Here is a 19,225-nt window from a genome sequence, read left to right as displayed (position 1 = left end):
ATGAGCAAGCCTGCTGCCGACGGATTCCGGATGCCCGCCGAGTGGACCCCCCACGAGCGCACCTGGATGGCCTGGCCCAGCCCCAACCCCACCTTCACCAACGAGCAGGAGCTCGCCGAGGCCCGCGAGGCCTGGGGCGCCGTGGCCCGCGCCGTTCGGGCGTACGAGCCCGTGACGCTCGTCGTCTCGCCCGGCGACGCCGAGAGCGCCCGCGCCCTCGTGGGCGAGGACGTCGACCTGGTGGAGCGCGAGCTCGACGACGCCTGGATGCGCGACATCGGCCCGACCTTCGTCACCAACGACGCCGGCGAGCTGGCGGCCGTCGACTGGACCTTCAACGGCTGGGGTGCCCAGGAATGGGCCCGCTGGGAGCACGACGCGAAGATCGCCCGGCACGTCTCGGACCTGGTCGGCACCCGTACGTACAGCACCCCGCTCGTCAACGAGGGCGGCGCCATCCACGTCGACGGCGAGGGCACCGTGCTCCTCACCGACACCGTGCAGCTCGGCGAGGGCCGCAACCCCGGCTGGTCCCGCCAGCAGGTCGAGGCCGAGATCCACGCCCACCTCGGCACCACCAAGGCGATCTGGCTCCCGTACGGACTGGCCGGCGACTACGGCACCTACGGCACCCAGGGCCACGTGGACATCGTCGCCGCCTTCGCCCGCCCCGGCGTGGTCATGGTGCACACCCAGCCCGATCCGGCCCACCCGGACCACGAGCGCTGCAAGACCATCGCCGCCATCCTGCGGGCGTCCACCGACGCGCAGGGCCGGCAGCTCCGGGTGGTGGAGATCCCGGCGCCGACGGTGCTGGAGGAGGACGGGGAGTGGGTGGACTACTCCTACATCAACCACTACCTGTGCAACGGCGGTGTCGTGCTGTGTTCCTTCGACGACCCGCGCGACGAGGAGGCCGCCGAGATCTTCCGCGGACTGTTTCCCGAGCGGACCGTGACCCTCGTTGACGCACGTACGATTTTCGCCGGGGGTGGCGGAATCCACTGCATCACCCAGCAGCAGCCGAAGGTCTGACGACCGGGACCGGCATCGGATCGACAAGGAGTGGGCCATGGCGGCGGGTGGAGTACCGGTACGGGCGACGCGCAAGAACGCGCCCCCGCGCGAGGACGTACTCGTCGCCGCCATGGCCACGATCGCCGAACGCGGACTGGAAGGCCTGACCATGGCCGGCCTGGGCCGCGAGGTCGGCATGAGCAGCGGCCACCTCCTCTACTACTTCCGCAGCAAGGACGAGCTCCTGCTGCAGACCCTGGAATGGAGCGAGGCGGAACTGGGCACCGCGCGGCGGGCGCTGCTCTCCCGGCGCGGCCCGGTGGCCGAGCGCCTGCAGGCGTACGTCGACCTCTACGTGCCCACCCAGGCCCGCGACCCGCACTGGACGCTGTGGCTGGAGGTCTGGAACCGCTCCCAGAACGCCGGCCCCCAGGAACGCGACCGCCAGGCCGCCATCGAGGGGGCCTGGCACCGCGACCTGGTGGCGCTGCTCGCGGAGGGCATCTCGCGCGGCGAGTTCCGCCCGGTGGACCCCGACCGGGTGGCGGCCCGCATCCGGGCCCTGCTGGACGGATTCAGCATCCAGCTGGCGGTCGGCCTGCCGACGGTGGACCGCGAGGAGATCCTGGACCACGTCCGCGAGTTCCTCACCGAAGCCCTCACCCCCGAGCGGTAGCCGGCCGGCGCCGGCACGTCCAGCCCCGGGCGCCGGCAACAGCGCCGCACCGGCGGGCGGGCACGCATGACCGCATGCTGAGATCCCTGTCCATCCGCGGCGAGCGGTGTGGCACACTGCGAGCGTGCCTGCTCAGCTCGTGATTATCGCCAGCAGCGCGCCGGTCCCCAGTGGCCGCTGAACCGCGGAAGAACTTCGCGGGAAGCGGCCACCGTGCCTCGGACCCGCGCGCAGACCTCTCGCTACCCGCGAGGGGTTTTTTCGTTTCCCGGCCCACCCTGCCGGGGCCCGACCGCGCGCGATGATGGGGGCAGTGACGGCGGCCTGCCCCTCTGGCGGGCATCCGGAACCACTCATCCGACAGGAGTCAGATCAGCATGACGACGACACCAGAGGCGGCAGCAGCGGTCCTCGACGACGGCTTCCACGTCTTCGACACCACGCTGCGCGACGGCGCCCAGCGCGAAGGCATCAACCTCACCGTCGCCGACAAGCTCACGATCGCCCGGCACCTGGACGACTTCGGAGTGGGCTTCATCGAGGGCGGCTGGCCCGGCGCCAACCCCCGCGACACCGAGTTCTTCGCCCGCGCCCGCGCGGAGATCGACTTCAAGCACGCGCAGCTCGTCGCCTTCGGCGCGACCCGGCGGGCGGGCGGCGCGGCTGCCACGGACCCGCAGGTGCGGGCCCTGCTGGAGTCCGGCGCGCCGGTGATCACCCTCGTCGCCAAGTCCCACGACCGCCACGTCGAACTCGCCCTGCGCACCACCTTGGACGAGAACCTCGAGATGGTCAGGGACACGGTCTCCTACCTGGTGGCCAAGGGCCGCCGCGTCTTCGTCGACTGCGAGCACTTCTTCGACGGCTACCGCGCCAACCCCGAGTACGCGAAGTCCGTCGTGCGCACCGCCCACGAGGCCGGCGCCGATGTCGTCATCCTCTGCGACACCAACGGCGGCATGCTGCCCGCGCAGATCACCGCGACCGTCTCGACCGTCCTCGCCGACACCGGCGCCCGCCTGGGCATCCACGCCCAGGACGACACCGGCTGCGCCGTCGCCAACACGCTCGCCGCCGTGGACGCCGGCGCCACCCACGTGCAGTGCACGGCCAACGGCTACGGCGAACGCGTCGGCAACGCGAACCTCTTCCCCGTCGTGGCCGCCCTGGAGATCAAGTACGGCCGCACGGTCCTCCCCGAGGGCGCCCTCGCCGAGATGACCCGGATCTCGCACGCCATCGCCGAGGTCGTCAACCTCACGCCGTCCACGCATCAGCCGTACGTGGGCGTCTCCGCCTTCGCGCACAAGGCGGGCCTGCACGCCTCGGCCATCAAGGTCGACCCGGACCTCTACCAGCACATCGACCCCGAGCGCGTCGGCAACACCATGCGGATGCTGGTCTCCGACATGGCCGGCCGCGCCTCGATCGAGCTCAAGGGCAAGGAGCTCGGCGTCGACCTCGGCGGGGACCGGGCGCTGATCTCCCGGGTCGTGGAGCGGGTCAAGGAGCGCGAGCTCAAGGGCTACACGTACGAGGCCGCCGACGCCTCCTTCGAGCTGCTGCTGCGCGCCGAGGCCGAGGGCCGGGCCCGCAAGTACTTCCGGATCGAATCCTGGCGGGCCATCATCGAGGACCGCCCGGACGGCACCCACGCCAACGAGGCCACGGTCAAGCTGTGGGCCAAGGGCGAGCGGATCGTCGCGACGGCCGAGGGCAACGGCCCCGTCAACGCCCTGGACCGGGCCCTGCGCGTGGCCCTCGAGCGCTTCTACCCCCAGCTGGCCAAGTTCGAGCTGGTCGATTACAAGGTCCGCATCCTGGAGGGCACGCACGGCACCGAGTCCACGACCCGCGTGCTGGTCGCCACGACGGACGGCGTCCGCGAGTGGTCCACGGTCGGCGTGGCCCCGAACGTGATCGCGGCCTCCTGGCAGGCCCTGGAGGACGCCTTCACGTACGGCCTCCTCCACGCGGGCGTGGAGCCGGCGGAGTAGCCCCGCCGCCGGTCAATGGACAGGCTTATGTCCTGTTCACACAGGAAATGACCGGTTCGGGTAGCGTCGTGGATATGAGGACCAGGCTGATATCCGTACGCGTGGGATCGCTGTTCGCCGGTCTGCTGCTGGCCCTGTCCGGGGCCGCGCTCGCGGCCGCGCCGCAGGCTTCGGCCGCGACGGGGGTGGCCGCCGTGGCGGAGGCCCTCAAGAAGGGGCCCGTCTACGTCGATCCCCGGGCCGAGGCGCAGCTGTCCGGGGCGGAGGCCGACGCGCTCGCGCAGAAGATCAAGGACGCCGGGAAGCCGGTGTTCGTCGCCGTGCTGCCGGCCACCGCCGAGTTCCCGCAGGACAAGGTGCTCGCCGCCGTCCGCGCCGAGACCGGGATCACCGGGCTCTACGCGGTCCGGCTCGGCGACGGTTTCAACGCGGGCGCGGACCGCGCGGTCATGCCGGGCCATGCCGTGCGCAACCTCACCGAGGCCGTGAAGACCGGCACTCCGGTGGACGCGAGCACCCAGCTCAACAACTTCGTGGACCAGGCCCTGACCCAGGTCAAGGGCGGCGCCCCGGCCTCCTGGGGCAGCGTCGGCGAGGACGGCGGGGCCCCGGTCGCCGGCCTGATCACCCTCGGCGCGGTGGCCGCGGTCGGCGGCGGCGGCGCGTACGCGCTGGTCCGCCGCAACCGCAAGAAGAAGGAAGAGGCCCGGCGCGAGGCCATCGAGCGCCTGAGCGTGGTCGTCGACGAGGACATCACGGCCTTCGGCGAGGAACTCGAGCGCCTCGACTTCCACCCCGCCGAGCCCGGGGCGGACGATGCCATGCGCAGGGACTACGAGCAGGGCCTCGACTCGTACGAGAAGGCCAAGGGGATCATGGCCTCCGTGCGGTACCCGGAAGAGGTCACGGGGGTCACCCAGGCCCTGGAGGACGGCCGCTTCGCACTGGCCACCCTCGACGCGCGCCGTCAGGGCAAGCCGCTGCCCGAGCGCCGCTCGCCCTGCTTCTTCGACCCGCGGCACGGTCCCAGCACCGAGGACGCCTCCTGGGCCCCGCCCGGCGGGGCGCTGCGTACCGTGCCGGTCTGCGCGGCGGACGCCGTGCGGCTGCGCGACGGCCTGGACCCGGCGGTGCGCACGGTCGACACGGAGCGCGGGCCGCGCCCCTACTACGACGCGGGTCCGGCCTACGGCCCGTGGGCCGGCGGCTACTTCGGCGGCGGCATGCTGCCCGGCCTGCTGATGGGCACGATGCTCGGCTCGATGATGTCCAGCCCTGCCTACGCCTCCGACTTCGGCGGCGGCATGGGCGGCGGTTACGAGGGCGGGGACGTCTCGGGGGCCGACTTCAACCCGTCCGATTTCGGCGGCGGCGACTTCGGAGGCGGTGGCGGATTCGACGGCGGGGGCGGCTGGTAGCCGCCCCCGGAGCGTCCGCGGTGCGCCGGTCGCAGGTCAGGCCTGCTTGATGGCCGAGATGTCGAAGACCAGCTTCACCTTGTCGCTGACCATCACACCGCCGGCCTCCAGCGCGGCGTTCCAGGTCAGGCCCCAGTCGGAGCGCAGGATCTCGGCGGAGCCCTCGAAGCCGACGCGCTCGTTGCCGTAGACGTCCTTGGCGGATCCGGTGAACTCCAGGTCGATGGAGAGCGGGCGCGTGACGTCCTTGATGGTCAGATCGCCGGTGATGCGGTAGGCGTCGCCGCCGAGCTGCGCCGCCCCGGTGGAGCGGAAGGTCATCAGCGGGAAGAGCTCGGCGTCGAAGAAGTCGCTGCCCAGCAGGTGGGCGTCGCGGTCGGCGATGCCGGTGTTGACCGAGCCGATCGTCACGTCGATGGACGCGGTGGACCGGGCCGGGTCGCTGCCGTCGAGCTGCAGGCTGCCCTCGAAGGTGTCGAAGCTGCCGCGGACGTTGGTGACCATGGCGTGGCGGACGGTGAAGCCGATGCTGCTGTGGGCCGGGTCGATGGCGTAGTCGCCGGTGAGGGCGGCGAGGGCCGGGTCCACTGCGGGACCGGCGGTGACGGTGGTGGTGCCCTGGCTGCGGCGGGTGAACAGACCCATGACGTGCTCCTCGGTGATATCAGAGATTCGGTTGAATGTTCAACGATTTCAACGAGAACGACGCTAGACCTATTTCGTTCAAATTTCAACATCTGGTCGGGGTGTCAGCAGTTTTTGTCGAAGGACCACAAAGGACGAAGGTCTCCTCTGGTGGAGTCCTTGGTTCCTCTGGCTGCACTGTGCGGGCCGGACAGCGGAAGACTCCCGAGACTGTGCGGAATGAACGGAGGTTTTTCATGGCGATCTTCGTAAGGTCGGTACATGACCGTTGTGGACCAGACCCCGAGCGAGCCGACGGACGCCCGCGGGCGCGTGGCCGAGCTGCACTCCCTGCGCGAGCAGGCGCGGCGCGGCCCCAGTGACCGCGCGACCGAGACCCAGCACGCCAAGGGCAAGCTGACCGCCCGCGAGCGCATCGCGCTGCTCCTCGACGAAGGTTCCTTCAAGGAGGTCGAGCAGCTGCGCCGCCACCGCGCGACCGGCTTCGGCCTGGAGGCCAAGAAGCCCTACACCGACGGTGTCATCACCGGCTGGGGCACGGTCGAGGGCCGCACGGTCTTCGTCTACGCCCACGACTTCCGCATCTTCGGCGGCGCCCTGGGCGAGGCCCACGCCACGAAGATCCACAAGATCATGGACATGGCCATCGCGGCCGGAGCGCCCCTGGTCTCCCTCAACGACGGCGCCGGCGCCCGCATCCAGGAGGGCGTCTCGGCCCTCGCGGGCTACGGCGGCATCTTCCAGCGCAACACCAGGGCCTCGGGCGTCATCCCGCAGATCTCGGTCATGCTGGGCCCCTGCGCCGGTGGCGCCGCCTACTCCCCGGCCCTCACGGACTTCGTGTTCATGGTCCGGGAGACCTCGCAGATGTTCATCACCGGCCCGGACGTGGTCCGCGCGGTGACCGGCGAGGAGATCACCCAGAACGGCCTCGGCGGCGCCGACGTGCACGCCGAGACCTCGGGCGTCGCGCACTTCGCGTACGACGACGAGGAGACCTGCATCTCCGAGGTCCGCTACCTGATCTCGATGCTGCCCTCCAACAACCGCGAGAACCCGCCCGTCCACGAGACGAGCGACCCGGCGGACCGCCGCTCCGAGGTCCTCCTCGACCTGGTGCCCGCCGACGGCAACCGCCCGTACGACATGCTCAAGGTCATCGAGGAGCTCGTCGACGAGGGCGACGTCCTGGAGATCCACGAGCGCTGGGCCCGCAACATCATCTGCGCCCTGGCCCGGATGGACGGACAGGTCGTCGGCATCGTCGCCAACCAGCCCGGCCACCTCGCCGGCGTCCTCGACATCGAGGCCTCCGAGAAGGCCGCGCGCTTCGTCCAGATGTGCGACGCCTTCAACATCCCGATCATCACGCTGCTCGACGTCCCCGGCTTCCTGCCGGGCGTCGACCAGGAGCACGGCGGCATCATCCGCCACGGCGCGAAGCTCCTGTACGCGTACTGCAACGCCACCGTCCCGCGGATCTCGCTGATCCTGCGCAAGGCCTACGGCGGCGCGTACATCGTCATGGACTCCCAGTCCATCGGCGCCGACATCACCTACGCCTGGCCCACCAACGAGATCGCCGTGATGGGCGCCGAAGGTGCCGCCAACGTCATCTTCCGCAAGCAGATCGCGGACGCCGAGGACCCCGAGGCCATGCGCGTCCGCATGGTCAAGGAGTACAAGGCCGAGCTGATGCACCCGTACTACGCGGCCGAGCGCGGCCTCGTCGACGACGTCATCGACCCCGCCGAGACCCGCGAGACCCTCGTGGCCGCCCTCGCGATGCTCCGCAACAAGCACGCCGACCTGCCGTCCCGCAAGCACGGCAACCCGCCGCAGTAAGAGGAGACAAGCCACCGATGAGCACCGACACCCTGCTGCGCGTCGAAAAGGGCAACGCCGAGCCCGAGGAGCTGGCCGCGATCACCGCGATCCTGCTCGCCCGCGCCGCCACCGCCCCCGAGACGGTCCCCAGCCCCCGCTCCCAGGCCGGCTGGCGCCGCCTGGAGCGCACCCCGGGCTTCCGCGCCCCGCACAGCTGGCAGGGCTGAGTCCCGAAGCCGAGAAGGCCCCGCACCCTCCAGGAGGGTGCGGGGCCTTCCGCGTACCCGCGCAAGGACGCAGGGGACGCACGGACGCACGGACGCACGGGCCCACGGGCCCATGGCGAAGGCCCCCGCGTTCAGGGACACGGGGGCCTTCGGAGTACCGGGCGGGCGGGACGCTACCGCAGGCGGGCCATGAGGGCGTGCTCGACGAGCGTGATGAGCGCGCTCTTGGCGTCCGCGCGGTGGCGGGCGTCGGTGGTGATGATGGGGGCGTCCGGGCCGATCTGCAGCGCCTCGCGGACTTCCTCCGGGGTGTACGGCTGGTGTCCGTCGAAGCCGTTGAGGGCGATGACGAACGGCAGGCCGCTGTTCTCGAAGTAGTCGACGGCGGGGAAGCAGTCGGCGAGGCGGCGCGTGTCCACGAGCACGACGGCGCCGATGGCGCCCCGGACGAGGTCGTCCCACATGAACCAGAAGCGATCCTGGCCCGGCGTACCGAAGAGGTACAGGATCAGGTCCTGGTCCAGGGTGATGCGGCCGAAGTCCATGGCGACCGTGGTCGTCGTCTTGTCACCGGTGTGGGTGAGGTCGTCGATGCCGGCCGAGGCGGAGGTCATGACGGCTTCGGTGCGCAGCGGGTTGATCTCGGAGACCGCGCCGACGAACGTGGTCTTGCCCACGCCGAAGCCGCCCGCCACCACGATCTTCGCGGAGGTGGTGGAGCGAGCCGCTCCGCCGTTAGAGCTTGCGAAGTCCACTGAGCACCCTTTCGAGCAGTGTCACATCTGGCTGGCCGCCGGCAGACTCGTCGCCGCCGGGCTGGTGAATGGCGACAAGGCCCGCCTCCGCCAGGTCGGCGACGAGGATGCGGGCGACACCAAGAGGAATGGAGAGAAGTGCCGAGATCTCCGCGACGGATTTGATCTCCTGGCACAGACGGCAGATGCGCTGGTGCTCGGGCAACTGCCCTTGCAGCCGCGCGGGATCGGCCGTGGTACTGACCAGCGCCTCGATGGCGAGCTGGTAGCGCGGCCGCGTACGGCCGCCGGTCATCGCGTACGGGCGCACCAGCGGGTTGTGGGCCTTCGGAGCCGCCTGCCGCGCGGCGCGCGGAGGCTGCTGCTGGGGCATCTGGGGCTGGCCGTACGGCTGCTGCTGGTAGGGGTTGTGCTCCGGCACGGGCCGGCTGGGAGCAGAGGGAAAGTTGAAGCGGTTCTGGTCGTGCTGCCCACCCTGCGGCTGCTGAGCGCCGCCATAAGGATGACCTCCGGGTGTTGTCACGTTTCCTCCTCCGACTCCAAGAACGCAGTACTCCCTGTGGAACCGCGCCACCGCACCCTATGGTGCGATGGCGCGAAACGCACTGCCTGTCTGCTAGTTGAGAAGACTTCCCTGCAGCTCGGCGCGCAGGTCCGGGGTGAGGACACTGCCCGCGCGATCCACCAGAAGAGCCATCTCGTAGCCGACGAGGCCGATGTCGCACTCGGGGTGCGCGAGCACCGCGAGCGAGGACCCGTCGGAGACGGACATGAGGAAGAGGAATCCCCGGTCCATCTCGACCACGGTCTGGTTGACGGCGCCGCCCTCGAAGATGCGGGAGGCTCCGGCGGTCAGCGAGGTCAGTCCGGAGGCCACGGCCGCCAGCTGATCGGCGCGGTCGCGCGGAAACCCGTCGGACATCGCCAGAAGGAGTCCGTCGGCGGAGACCACCACGGTGTGGGACACCCCGGGGGTGTTGTCCACGAAGTTGGTGATCAACCAGTTCAGGTTCTGTGCCGCCTGGCTCATCGGGCTCACACTAACGCTCCTGGTCATAGCTGTTACTTGACTGCTCAGAACCCGCGCTGCGTCCCTGCTGGACACCGCGCCGCAGGTTGCTCAACCTGCCGCGGACGTCCTCCGGAGCACGGGAGACCTGGGGGCCGCCCTGCGGGGTCGTCTCCGCCGCGCCCTCGACCAGGTTGGCCTTGGGCACCCGCCGAGGGAGACCGGACGGGGTGACCCCGCCCGCCTTCGGCTCACGGAGTTTGGCGGCCTGCTGCCAGCGCTCGTCGTTGCCCGAGCGCCAGGCGGTGCTGCCTTCCTTCTCCTGCTCCGGGGCGGCGGGCTGCTGCTGACGCTGCGGCCGCTGCTCGAAGAGGGATCCGGTGGACTCCGCTTCCTGCTGTGCCGGCTGCCACTGCTGCTGGCTGCCGCGTCGCGGCAGGCCCGCTCCGGTCATCTGGTGACCGGCGTCGGCAGCGGCGCCCGGACGGTCGAAGCCTACGCGGTCCGGGGCCCGTTCGGGGACGGCGGGGGATTCCGATTCGGTCCCGTAATCCTGCTGGTAGGCAGCCGGATAGGTGTTCTGCTCGGGCCACCCGGCCTGCTGCGACCGGGAGTCGTAGCCGCCGTCGTAGTCCGGGGTGACCGGCTGCTGGTCCTCGTAGCCGGCTTCCGGATAGTCGTAGCCCTGCTGCGGGTAGTCCTCGTAACCCTGCTGGGCCTGCTGCGCCTGCGGTGCCTCGTACGAGCCGTCGTAGCCCTGCTCGGACTGCTGCTCGTAGCCCGGGTACGGCTGGTAGCCGTGTTCAGGCTGAGGTTCCGGATAGTCCTGCGACGGCTGGTCGTACTGCTGCTCCTGGCCCTGCGGATAGCCGACCTGGGCCTCCAGCGCGGCACGCCGCTCCTCGCGCACGAGGGACCGTCCGACCGGGTCGAGGTCGCGGACGTCCGCGCCCTGCTGGTCGTAACGCGAGTCGTCGAACCCGAGCTCGGCGGCCGTGCGCAGCGGGGCGGCCTGCTGGGCCTGCTGCTGCGGGATCATCTGGGAGACCGTGAAGTCGTCGTCCGGGATGCCCTCGCCACCGCCACCGTGGGTGATGGCGTCGGGGAGCATGATCAGCGAAGTCGTGCCGGCCGCTTCGCCCGAGGGGCGCAGCTGGACGCGGATGCTGTGGCGGTCCGCCAGCCGGCCGACCACGAACAGACCCATGCGCTGCGAGATCGCGGCGTCCACGGTCGGCGGGTTGGCCAGCTTGTGGTTGATGTCCGCGAAGTCCTCGGCGGTCAGGCCGATGCCCTTGTCGTGGATCTCGACCATCACGCGGCCGTCGGGCAGACGCGTGGCGTTGACGCGGACCTTGGTCTGCGGGGAGGAGAACGTGGTGGCGTTCTCCAGCAGCTCGGCGAGCAGGTGCACGAGGTCGGTCACGGCCTGGCCGTGGATCTCGGCGTCGGAGACGCCGGAGAGCTCGATGCGCTCGTACTGCTCCACCTCGGAGGAGGCGGCGCGCAGCACGTCGACGAGGGGGACCGGCTGGTCCCAGCGGCGGCCCGGGTTCTCACCCGCGAGGATGAGGAGGTTCTCGCCGTTGCGGCGCATACGGGTGGCCAGGTGGTCCAGGCGGAAGAGGTTCTCCAGCTGGTCCGGGTCCGCCTCGTTGTTCTCCAGGTCGGTGATGAGGGTCAGCTGGCCCTCGATCAGCGACTGGTTGCGCATGGAGAGGTTGGTGAAGATGGCGTTGACGTTCCCTCGCAGGAGCGCCTGCTCGGCGGCGAGCCGGACCGCTTCCCGGTGGACCTGGTCGAAGGCGCGGGCGACCTCGCCGATCTCGTCCTGGGAGTCGATCGGGATCGGCTGGACACGGGTGTCCACCTTGCCCGGGTCGGTGCGCGAGAGCTGGTCGACGAGCATCGGCAGGCGCTGCTCGGCGATGTCGAAGGCGGCCGAGCGCAGGCGGCGCATCGCGCGGCCCATCTGGCGGGCCATGAGGCCGGCCATGATGAACGCGGCGAGCAGGGCCACGACCACGATGGCGCCGTTGACGATGGCGTCGGTGCGGGCGTCGTCGGAGACCGCGACGGCGTCGTTGACGGCCTTTTCGAGGAGGCCCTTCTCGATCTCGTCGTAGCCGTCGAACTTCGCGGTGGCGGCGGCCTGCCAGGCCATCGGCGTGGTGCCGCCGGCCGCCAGCTTGGTCTTGTTCTCGCCGCTGGCTATCGCCTCGGTCATACCGGTGAGCGGCGACTTGTTGGGGCCGGCCACGGGCGGGGGCACGAAGCGGATGCCCGCCTGCTCGGCCTTGCCCTTGGCCTCGGCGAGCTTGGCGGCTCCCTCGTCGGACTTCCTCTGCATGACCTGCTTGAGGTTGTTCACGTCCTCCTCGGTGCCCGCCGCGACGTACTCGCCGATGGCGATTTCTTCGAGGTAGGCGTACGAGGAGAAGGCGACGAGCTGGCTCTTGCGGATGTCCTCGTTCGTGCTCGGACGGACCAGCAGGTGGGTGCCGACGGAGCGCTGCAGCGAGTTCGCCGCCTTGGCCAGCTGGATCGCGTAGACCATGCGGCCGTACGAGGTCACGTTGCCGGTGCCGAGGCCGAGCTCGTTGGCGAACTGCATGAGGTAGTGCTGGACCAGCACATAGCCCTCTTCGGTCGGGATCGGGCCCGCCGCGCTGGGGAGGTTCTTCTTCGCGGTCTCGGCCCCGACGGCGTACGCCGTCTCGCGGACCTTCTTGAGCTCGGGCTCCGCCCCGCGGAAGAGGTCCAGCCGTCGCTCCATGCCCTGGTTCTTCGGCATGTCCTGGACGGCCTTGTCGAACGCGCCCTTGGCCGCGTCGGTCGCGGCGCGCGCCTTGGTGACGATCTCGCTGTTCGGGTTGCCGCTCAGCAGCGGCTCTGCCGTGAGGTCGCGCTCGTTGAGCAGCGCCTGGCTGTATTCCGAGGAGGCCTGGACGACCCTGGCTATCTTCTCGGCGTCCTTGGCCTCGTTCCAGGTGTCGACGGAGCCCTTCACCTGGAAGCCGCCCATGACCAGGCCGACGAGGGCCGGTACGAGCAGGATCGCGTTCAGACGGGTCGGCACGCGCCAGTTGCGGGGGGAGAACCTGCTGGTGCTCCCACCGCTCACCGGTGGTTCCACGGGCACGTCGACGGGCGACGCGGCCGCTCGCGGCGGCGGGGTGAAGTTGCCCCGCGCGGGTTCAACCGCGGGGCTCGTGTTGCTTCGCCTCACTCGACCAACAACCTCTCGGCGGTGCTACTAGCTAGTTCGTTGAATTCCAGCACGGTTAACGGCCGTGTTCCAAACAGTTGAAACCGGCCATTCCCAGAACCTTACGCCCCGCATAAATCGGACATAAAGAGCTTCCTGCGGCAAAAATAGGGGCAGTTGTGCGCGTAGTGACACCAGCCGAACGCACCCCGTGGCCAACTGGCGGCAATTGTCTGTCGAAACGTTATGAACGAGAAGGGCGGGCCGTGTCGTATGACACAGCCCGCCCTTCTCCTCGTTGTGAAGAACCCGTGTTGCTTGCGTGGTGCCACTTGAGCCGTGAGACCGGAATCGTGTTACTTGAGTCGGGCCATGAGGGCGTGCTCGACGAGAGTGATGAGCGCGCTCTTGGCGTCCGCGCGGTGGCGGGCGTCGGTGGTGATGATGGGGGCGTCCGGACCGATCTGCAGCGCCTCGCGGACTTCCTCCGGGGTATAGGGCTGGTACCCCTCGAAGCCGTTGAGTGCGACGACGAACGGCAGGCCGCTGTTCTCGAAGTAGTCGACGGCGGGGAAGCAGTCGGCGAGGCGGCGCGTGTCGACCAGGACGATCGCCCCGATCGCGCCGCGGACGAGGTCGTCCCACATGAACCAGAAGCGGTCCTGGCCCGGCGTACCGAAGAGGTACAGGATCAGGTCCTGGTCCAGGGTGATGCGGCCGAAGTCCATGGCGACGGTCGTCGTCGTCTTGTCACCGGTGTGCGTGAGGTCGTCGATGCCGGCCGAGGCGGAGGTCATGACGGCTTCGGTGCGCAGCGGGTTGATCTCGGAAACGGCTCCGACGAACGTGGTCTTGCCCACGCCGAAACCGCCCGCCACCACGATCTTCGCGGAGGTGGTGGAGCGAGGAGCCGCTCCGCCGTTAGAGCTTGCGAAGTCCACTGAGCACCCTTTCGAGCAGCGTGACGTCCGGCGTGCCGCCGGCCTCTCCATTGCCCGGCTGGTGGATGGCCACCATTCCGGCCTCCGCCAGGTCGGCGACGAGGATCCGGGCGACACCGAGCGGCATCGACAGCAGTGCGGAGACCTCCGCGACCGACTTGACCTCGCGGCACAGCGTGCAGATGCGCTGGTGCTCCGGGAGCAGGCCGGACAGGTGCATCGGATCGGCCGTGGTGCTGACCAGGGCTTCGATCGCGAGCTGGTAGCGGGGCCGGGTCCGGCCGCCGGTCATCGCGTACGGACGCACCAGCGGCTGGTCGCCTTCCGAGTACGAATCTCCGTACGCATCGGGATAGGCGGGGGGCGGGGTCATTGATCCTCCGGGCTGGACAGCAGTGGTCAGCGTGCCGTCTGACGGGGCGGCCGGTGGGGGGAAGGTATGACGGCCTGGCGGTGGTACTGGGTTCCGGGGCACAAGCTCCGGTCCCCCGGCCGTTAGTACCGTCCGGCCGGGGGAGGGGGAGTCAGATGAGCAGGCTTCCCTGCAGTTCCGCGCGCAGGTCCGGGGTGAGGACACTGCCGGCGCGGTCCACGAGGAGGGCCATCTCGTAGCCGACGAGGCCGATGTCGCACTCCGGGTGCGCCAGTACGGCCAGGGACGAACCGTCCGAGACGGACATGAGGAAGAGGAATCCCCGGTCCATCTCGACGACGGTCTGGTTGACGGCGCCGCCCTCGAAGATGCGGGAGGCCCCGGCGGTCAGCGAGGTCAGTCCGGAGGCCACCGCCGCCAGCTGATCGGCGCGGTCGCGGGGGAATCCTTCGGACATCGCCAGAAGGAGTCCGTCGGCGGAGACCACCACGGTGTGGGACACCCCGGGGGTGTTGTCCACGAAGTTGGTGATCAACCAGTTCAGGTTCTGTGCCGCCTGGCTCATCGAACTCAACTATCGCTCCTGCTGGTAAGTGGGGTCGATGTGGTAACTGCCGGTTGCCGGACCACTGTTGCCGGCCTGACGGCCCTGCTGGATACCGCGCCTGAGGTTGGTCAGACGGCCGCGGACGTCGTCCGGCGCCCGCGAGACCTGAGGACCGGCCTGCGCGTCGGCCTGCTGCTGCGCCGTGCCGGCCACGAGGTTCGCCCGCGGGACCCGGCGGGGCAGCCCCGAGGTGGTGATGCCGCCGGCGGCCGGCTGGCGCACGCGCTCGGCCTGCCGCATCAGCTCGTCGTTCGGCGAGGACCGCCAGCTGACCGTCGGCGTGGCGCCGGTGGCCGCGGTGGCGGACTCGGCCGGTGCCTGGCCGCGCTGCGGCAGCTGCGGAGCAGGGGCCGCCGGAGCGGACTGCTGCGGCTGCTGCGGGACCGAGGGTGCCTGCGCGGCGGGCTGCTGCCCCTCCTCGCGGAACCAGTTCGACTCCAGGGTGTCGAAGATCGGGCTGCGGGCCTCCGCGGAGCTCTGCGCCGGGGGCAGCGCCTCGGGCCGGTGGGCCTGCGGCAGGCCGGGGGCCTCCTGGCGCTGCGGGGCCTGCGGCTGCTGGTACTGCTGCTGAGGCTGCTGAGGCTGCTGCGGGGCCTGGGGCTGACGGGCGAAGCCGCCGACCCCGGGGCCGCCCGGGCGCTGCTGCTGCCCGGTCGACGGGTAGGCACCCGGACGCTCGAACTGTCCGGTGCCGGACGGGTTCACGGGGCCGCGCACGTCCGGACGCTCGAACTGCCCGGTCGTGCTGTTGCCGCCGGCGTTCGCCTGGGGCATCGGGGCGTCGAAGTCCGGACGGGCGAACTCGGCCGTCGAGCCGGGGCCCGAGAGCTCGTCGTGGCCACGCGCCTGGTCGGCGCCCCAGCTGGCGGTCTGCGGGCCGGGGAGCTCGGGCCGGGGGGCGCCACCGCGCGGCGGCAGCTGCGGCCGGGGGCCGCGCGAGGCCGGCGCCGCGGGGGCGGCCGGCTGCTGCTGCGGAGGCTGGGCCTGGGGCTGCTGCGGCTGCTGCGGACGCTCGAAGCCGTTGCCCTGCGGGAAACCGGGCTGACCGGACGCGGTGGGCGCGGCGGGCGCGGCGGCCGGACGGGCCTGCGGACCACGACCCGCCAGCGGCGCACCGGAGCCGAAGCCGGCCTGGCCCTGCCCGCTGGTGGTCTGACCCTGCTGCGGACGGCCGCCGGGAGCACCCGGACCGCCCTGCAGCGGGGACCAGCCGCCCTGCGGACCCTGCTGGTTCTGCGCGCCCTGCGGACGCTGCTGGCCCGGGGCGCCGTCACGGCCGGGCAGGGCGGCACGCTGACCGCCCGGGGCGACCTGGCCGCGCTGCGGCGCCGCGCCCACCGGGGGACGGGAGCCCGCACCGGGCACGGAGGACTGCCCGCCGGGGCCGCCCTGACCGCCACCGGGGCCGCCCTGGGGACCGGGGCCGCCGGGCTTCTTGCCGCCCTGGGCGACGTCCACCGGCAGCATGACGAGGGCCGTCGTACCGCCCGAGTCGGAGGGGCGCAGCTGGATGCGGATGCCGTGTCGCAGGGACAGGCGGCCGACCACGAACAGGCCCATGCGGCGGGAGACGGAGACGTCCACGGTCGGCGGCGACGCGAGCCGCTCGTTGATCGCGGCGAGGTCCTCGGGGGAGAGGCCGATACCGGTGTCGTGGATCTCGACCAGCACCCGGCCGTCGGGCAGCGCGTGACCGGTGACCTTGACCTTGGTCTGCGGGGAGGAGAACGAGGTGGCGTTCTCCAGCAGCTCGGCGAGCAGGTGCACGAGGTCGTTGACGACGCGGCCGGCGACATCGGTGCCGGGCACCGCCGCCAGTTCGATGCGCTCGTACTGCTCCACCTCGGACGCGGCGGCGCGGAGCACGTCGACGAGCGGGACGGGGCGGGTCCACCGGCGGCCCGGCTCCTCGCCCGCGAGGACGAGGAGGTTCTCGCCGTTACGGCGCATGCGGGTCGCGAGGTGGTCGAGCTTGAAGAGGGAGGACAGCTGGTCCGGGTCGGCCTCGCGCGACTCCAGCTCGGAGATGAGCGAGAGCTGACGCTGGATGAGGCCCTGGGAGCGGCGCGAGAGGTTGGTGAACATCGCGTTGACGTTGCCCCGCAGGAGGGCCTGCTCGGCGGCGAGGCGGACGGCCTCGCGGTGCACGTCGTCGAAGGCCGCGGCCACCTGGCCGATCTCGTCGCGGGTGTGCAGGCCGACCGACTCCACGGACGTGTCCACGTCCTGCGGGTCGGACTCGGACAGCTGCTTGACGAGCTCGGGGAGGCGGTCCTGGGCGACGCGGGTGGCGGTGTCCTGGAGGCGGCGCAGCGAGCGGATCATCGAGCGGGCCATGACGAAGGCGCCGACGAGGGAGACACCGAGCACGAGGAGGATCAGGGCACCGTTGATGATGGCGTCCTGCTGCGACTCGTTCTTGAGCTCGCGGGCCTTCTGCTCCATGTCCTGGAGCAGGGTCAGCTCGATCTTCTTCATCTCGGAGAGCTTGACGTCGTCGGCGTCGTACCAGTCCAGCCAGGACCGGTACTGCGTCTCCTTGGCGAACTGCCCGTCGGTGGACAGCACGCGGCGCGCGAAGTGGTCGGCGCGGCCGATCTCCGGGTTGCCGTCGCCGAGCGCCGCGAGGAGCTCCTCGGGCTTGCCCTGGTACACGAGCTCGAAGGTCTTCTTCGCCTGCTGCTCGCCCTTGAGGGCGGACAGGGCGTAGAGCCGGTCGTTCTCCGGCAGCTTGCCCGCCTGTCCGGTCCCGTCGGGCAGGGCGGCGGCGATGATCGCGCGCTGGACGGAGGCGTACTCCTTGGAGGCGGAGAAGGCCGCCAGGGCGCGCGTCCGCTTGATCATCTCCGGGTTGGAGGTGGCCTGCGCCATGTCCTGGGAGAGCGAGAGCAGCGAGACGATGAGGCTGTTGTACTCGGTGACGGTCTGCTGGGCGCCGTTCGCGTACGCCTTGGTGCGGATTTCCTCGATGTTGGCGAGCTGGCGGCCGATCTGCAGGATGTTGTTGCGGATCGACTTGAGCGTCTCGTCCTTGTCCTCCGTGTTGTCGACCTTGTCGGTCGCGGAGGTGAAGGACTTGGCGGCGGTGTCGGTCTGCTCGCGGACGCCCGCGACGATGCTGTTGGGCTTGCCGGACTTGTCGACCGAGAGGGGACCGGCGGACTTGTCCCGCTCCTCCTGGAGCGCGGCGGCCAGGTTGGTGGCCTGCCGGGTCATCGTCGTCAGCAGCTGCATGTGCTCCAGCTGCGCGATGTCATTGAGCGAGTCGTTGATACGGACGCCACCCAGCGTGGTGGCGGCGACGACGGGCAGGGTCAGCAGCGACACGAGTCGCGTGCTGATGCGCCAGTTCTGCATGGCGAGACGGGAACCGGGCCCGCTGGGGCCCTTCGGTATCGCCACGTCCTGCTCGACCGATCCGGCGTAGTCCTTGGCGGACTGGGCGGACTTGCCAGACTTGCCGCGGCCCTTCGTCTTCGCCTTCACCGAGCCGGAGACGTCGGGGCGTGCGCCGTCGACAGCCGGCCCGCGGTTCTGGGCGTGCTGGGGCGAGGAGCCACGGTCGGTCCCGCCGCGGGGCTCCTGGTCCGCCGCGGCTTCCCCTCGTCCCTGACGGGCCTGGGGAGACCCCTTGCCATCCCTCTTGAATCGTCCCTGCACTAGCGTCGCAACCTCTGGACCAGGCGTCCCGCCGGGCGACCGGTGGGACGGTGTCGAGTCGTGGGGCACTAACGGCCCCATGGTGGTCGTCGGTGACCGGCGCGTCTCCCTCTCCTTGCCACCGCGCTCGGCGCTGTGTCGCGCCACCTGCGCGCCGGCTGATTCCCGCGGCGGTCCCGCGAATTCCAGCACAGTGGAGGATCTCCAACAAGGTGCGAGCATCCGTCCGGAGAGTCGGTGACGGCTTGTGACAGGGGGGCTACAGGATGTGGGCCCGCTTTCGGTAGAAACCGGACTTACACCACGCAAACACGGTGACTGGCAAGGTGTCCCAGTCGAGATGATCAGCAGCGGAATGACGCATTCAGTGGCGCAATGTCCGTTTCGCGGCATGGAGTTGACTGTCCATTATGCCGGTAATGCCTGGTCGCTGGTGAGCAAACTCACACGGCCGTGGCCATTACTTCCCGGTTCCGTGAGGGATTCGGATGTTTAGCCTTACCCCTTAAAGGGTTGGCGCCGCCGTCGGCGCGTGCCACAACCGACATCCACGATCGACCCGAGGACCCCGAGATCCCGATGAAGACGACGCAGCCGATGTTCCGGAACATAGCCAACCCCCGCCGCACCACCCTCGCGCACCTCAAGGACGCCGAGGAGCTGCAGGCGGCCCCGGCCACCGCGGAGCACGCCGTCGAACTGCCGACGCAGACCGCCAACCCCCGGCGCACGATCCTGATGGACGCGCCCGTGGCCGCCGCCGCGCAGTAGCCCCAAGGCAAATGAGGGCGAAGCGCCCCTGCCGGCCGCGTTAGCCTGGAGCCGCAGACTCCAGCCAGCGGACATACAGAGGGGCAGACGCAAC

The 19,225-nt window shown here is 70.5% G+C and carries 16 protein-coding genes; 7 read left to right on the top strand and 9 right to left on the bottom strand.

Annotated elements, in window-relative coordinates; genetic code table 11:
- From ACZ6I1_RS03865 to ACZ6I1_RS03850, 4 genes are all read left to right on the top strand, one after another.
- Complete coding sequence (locus ACZ6I1_RS03865; RefSeq protein WP_469282741.1) at positions 1-1,035, top strand: agmatine deiminase family protein; 1,035 nt, start codon at positions 1-3, stop codon at positions 1,033-1,035.
- A gap of 37 nt (positions 1,036-1,072) precedes the next feature.
- Positions 1,073-1,693, top strand: coding sequence for a TetR/AcrR family transcriptional regulator (locus ACZ6I1_RS03860; RefSeq protein ID WP_469282739.1), 621 nt, complete (start codon positions 1,073-1,075; stop codon positions 1,691-1,693).
- A 377-nt stretch (positions 1,694-2,070) separates the two neighbouring features.
- The gene (gene cimA / locus ACZ6I1_RS03855) at positions 2,071-3,690 is read left to right on the top strand and encodes a citramalate synthase (protein WP_469282735.1); all 1,620 of its coding nucleotides are present in this window, start codon (positions 2,071-2,073) and stop codon (positions 3,688-3,690) included.
- Between the two features lie 74 nt (positions 3,691-3,764).
- A complete protein-coding gene (locus tag ACZ6I1_RS03850) occupies positions 3,765-5,108 on the top strand; it encodes a hypothetical protein (protein ID WP_469282732.1) in 1,344 nt (447 codons plus the stop codon).
- 36 nt (positions 5,109-5,144) lie between these two features.
- Here ACZ6I1_RS03850 and ACZ6I1_RS03845 read toward each other — a convergent pair whose 3' ends face one another.
- Positions 5,145-5,753, bottom strand: a complete 609-nt coding sequence (locus tag ACZ6I1_RS03845) for a YceI family protein (RefSeq protein ID WP_469282730.1) — start codon at positions 5,751-5,753, stop codon at positions 5,145-5,147.
- A 261-nt stretch (positions 5,754-6,014) separates the two neighbouring features.
- Between ACZ6I1_RS03845 and ACZ6I1_RS03840 the strand changes: the two genes are divergently transcribed.
- Positions 6,015-7,598, top strand: coding sequence for an acyl-CoA carboxylase subunit beta (locus ACZ6I1_RS03840; RefSeq protein WP_469282728.1), 1,584 nt, complete (start codon positions 6,015-6,017; stop codon positions 7,596-7,598).
- Between the two features lie 17 nt (positions 7,599-7,615).
- The gene (locus ACZ6I1_RS03835) at positions 7,616-7,807 is read left to right on the top strand and encodes an acyl-CoA carboxylase subunit epsilon (protein WP_469282724.1); all 192 of its coding nucleotides are present in this window, start codon (positions 7,616-7,618) and stop codon (positions 7,805-7,807) included.
- 173 nt (positions 7,808-7,980) lie between these two features.
- Here ACZ6I1_RS03835 and ACZ6I1_RS03830 read toward each other — a convergent pair whose 3' ends face one another.
- The 8 genes from ACZ6I1_RS03830 to ACZ6I1_RS03795 form a co-directional block, all read right to left on the bottom strand.
- Positions 7,981-8,562 carry a GTP-binding protein gene (locus ACZ6I1_RS03830; protein WP_037792108.1) on the bottom strand — a complete coding sequence of 194 codons (582 nt, stop codon included), beginning with the start codon at positions 8,560-8,562 and terminating at the stop codon, positions 7,981-7,983.
- Positions 8,543-9,085, bottom strand: coding sequence for a DUF742 domain-containing protein (locus ACZ6I1_RS03825; protein WP_469282721.1), 543 nt, complete (start codon positions 9,083-9,085; stop codon positions 8,543-8,545). Before ACZ6I1_RS03825 ends, ACZ6I1_RS03830 begins: the two co-directional genes overlap by 20 nt.
- A 93-nt stretch (positions 9,086-9,178) precedes the next feature.
- Entirely contained in the window at positions 9,179-9,592 is a 414-nt protein-coding gene (locus ACZ6I1_RS03820) for a roadblock/LC7 domain-containing protein (RefSeq protein WP_030037347.1), read from the bottom strand.
- 10 nt (positions 9,593-9,602) lie between these two features.
- On the bottom strand, positions 9,603-12,800 hold the full coding sequence (locus tag ACZ6I1_RS03815; RefSeq protein WP_469282719.1) for a sensor histidine kinase: 3,198 nt from the start codon (positions 12,798-12,800) through the stop codon (positions 9,603-9,605).
- A 335-nt stretch (positions 12,801-13,135) separates the two neighbouring features.
- A complete protein-coding gene (locus tag ACZ6I1_RS03810; RefSeq protein ID WP_073776607.1) occupies positions 13,136-13,720 on the bottom strand; it encodes a GTP-binding protein in 585 nt (194 codons plus the stop codon).
- Positions 13,701-14,093: a DUF742 domain-containing protein gene (locus ACZ6I1_RS03805; protein ID WP_007266775.1), complete on the bottom strand. Its 393-nt coding sequence runs from the start codon at positions 14,091-14,093 to the stop codon at positions 13,701-13,703. The genes ACZ6I1_RS03810 and ACZ6I1_RS03805 overlap by 20 nt, the downstream gene beginning before the upstream one ends.
- Before the next feature lie 151 nt (positions 14,094-14,244).
- The gene (locus tag ACZ6I1_RS03800; protein WP_008739864.1) at positions 14,245-14,658 is read right to left on the bottom strand and encodes a roadblock/LC7 domain-containing protein; all 414 of its coding nucleotides are present in this window, start codon (positions 14,656-14,658) and stop codon (positions 14,245-14,247) included.
- Positions 14,659-14,667: 9 nt separating this feature from the next.
- The gene (locus ACZ6I1_RS03795; protein WP_469282716.1) at positions 14,668-18,360 is read right to left on the bottom strand and encodes a sensor histidine kinase; all 3,693 of its coding nucleotides are present in this window, start codon (positions 18,358-18,360) and stop codon (positions 14,668-14,670) included.
- A 579-nt stretch (positions 18,361-18,939) separates the two neighbouring features.
- Here ACZ6I1_RS03795 and ACZ6I1_RS03790 point away from each other — a divergent pair.
- Entirely contained in the window at positions 18,940-19,131 is a 192-nt protein-coding gene (locus tag ACZ6I1_RS03790; RefSeq protein WP_469282714.1) for a hypothetical protein, read from the top strand.
- The last annotated feature ends 94 nt before the right edge of the window (positions 19,132-19,225 follow it).

The organism is Streptomyces sp. NPDC046303 (genome assembly GCF_055588085.1).
Note: the sequence above shows the minus strand (reverse complement) of the source record. Positions and strands in the feature narration are given on the sequence as shown.

What these genes read in the sequence shown, in the direction of transcription:
- ACZ6I1_RS03835 (WP_469282724.1), top strand. Translation starts at nt 7,616, where the DNA reads ATGAGCACCGACACCCTGCTGCGCGTCGAAAAGGGCAACGCCGAGCCC.
- ACZ6I1_RS03850 (WP_469282732.1), top strand. Translation starts at nt 3,765, where the DNA reads ATGAGGACCAGGCTGATATCCGTACGCGTGGGATCGCTGTTCGCCGGT.
- ACZ6I1_RS03805 (WP_007266775.1), bottom strand. Translation starts at nt 14,093, where the DNA reads ATGACCCCGCCCCCCGCCTATCCCGATGCGTACGGAGATTCGTACTCG.
- ACZ6I1_RS03860 (WP_469282739.1), top strand. Translation starts at nt 1,073, where the DNA reads ATGGCGGCGGGTGGAGTACCGGTACGGGCGACGCGCAAGAACGCGCCC.
- ACZ6I1_RS03800 (WP_008739864.1), bottom strand. Translation starts at nt 14,658, where the DNA reads ATGAGCCAGGCGGCACAGAACCTGAACTGGTTGATCACCAACTTCGTG.
- cimA (WP_469282735.1), top strand. Translation starts at nt 2,071, where the DNA reads ATGACGACGACACCAGAGGCGGCAGCAGCGGTCCTCGACGACGGCTTC.
- ACZ6I1_RS03840 (WP_469282728.1), top strand. Translation starts at nt 6,015, where the DNA reads ATGACCGTTGTGGACCAGACCCCGAGCGAGCCGACGGACGCCCGCGGG.
- ACZ6I1_RS03865 (WP_469282741.1), top strand. Translation starts at nt 1, where the DNA reads ATGAGCAAGCCTGCTGCCGACGGATTCCGGATGCCCGCCGAGTGGACC.
- ACZ6I1_RS03790 (WP_469282714.1), top strand. Translation starts at nt 18,940, where the DNA reads ATGAAGACGACGCAGCCGATGTTCCGGAACATAGCCAACCCCCGCCGC.
- ACZ6I1_RS03820 (WP_030037347.1), bottom strand. Translation starts at nt 9,592, where the DNA reads ATGAGCCAGGCGGCACAGAACCTGAACTGGTTGATCACCAACTTCGTG.
- ACZ6I1_RS03845 (WP_469282730.1), bottom strand. Translation starts at nt 5,753, where the DNA reads ATGGGTCTGTTCACCCGCCGCAGCCAGGGCACCACCACCGTCACCGCC.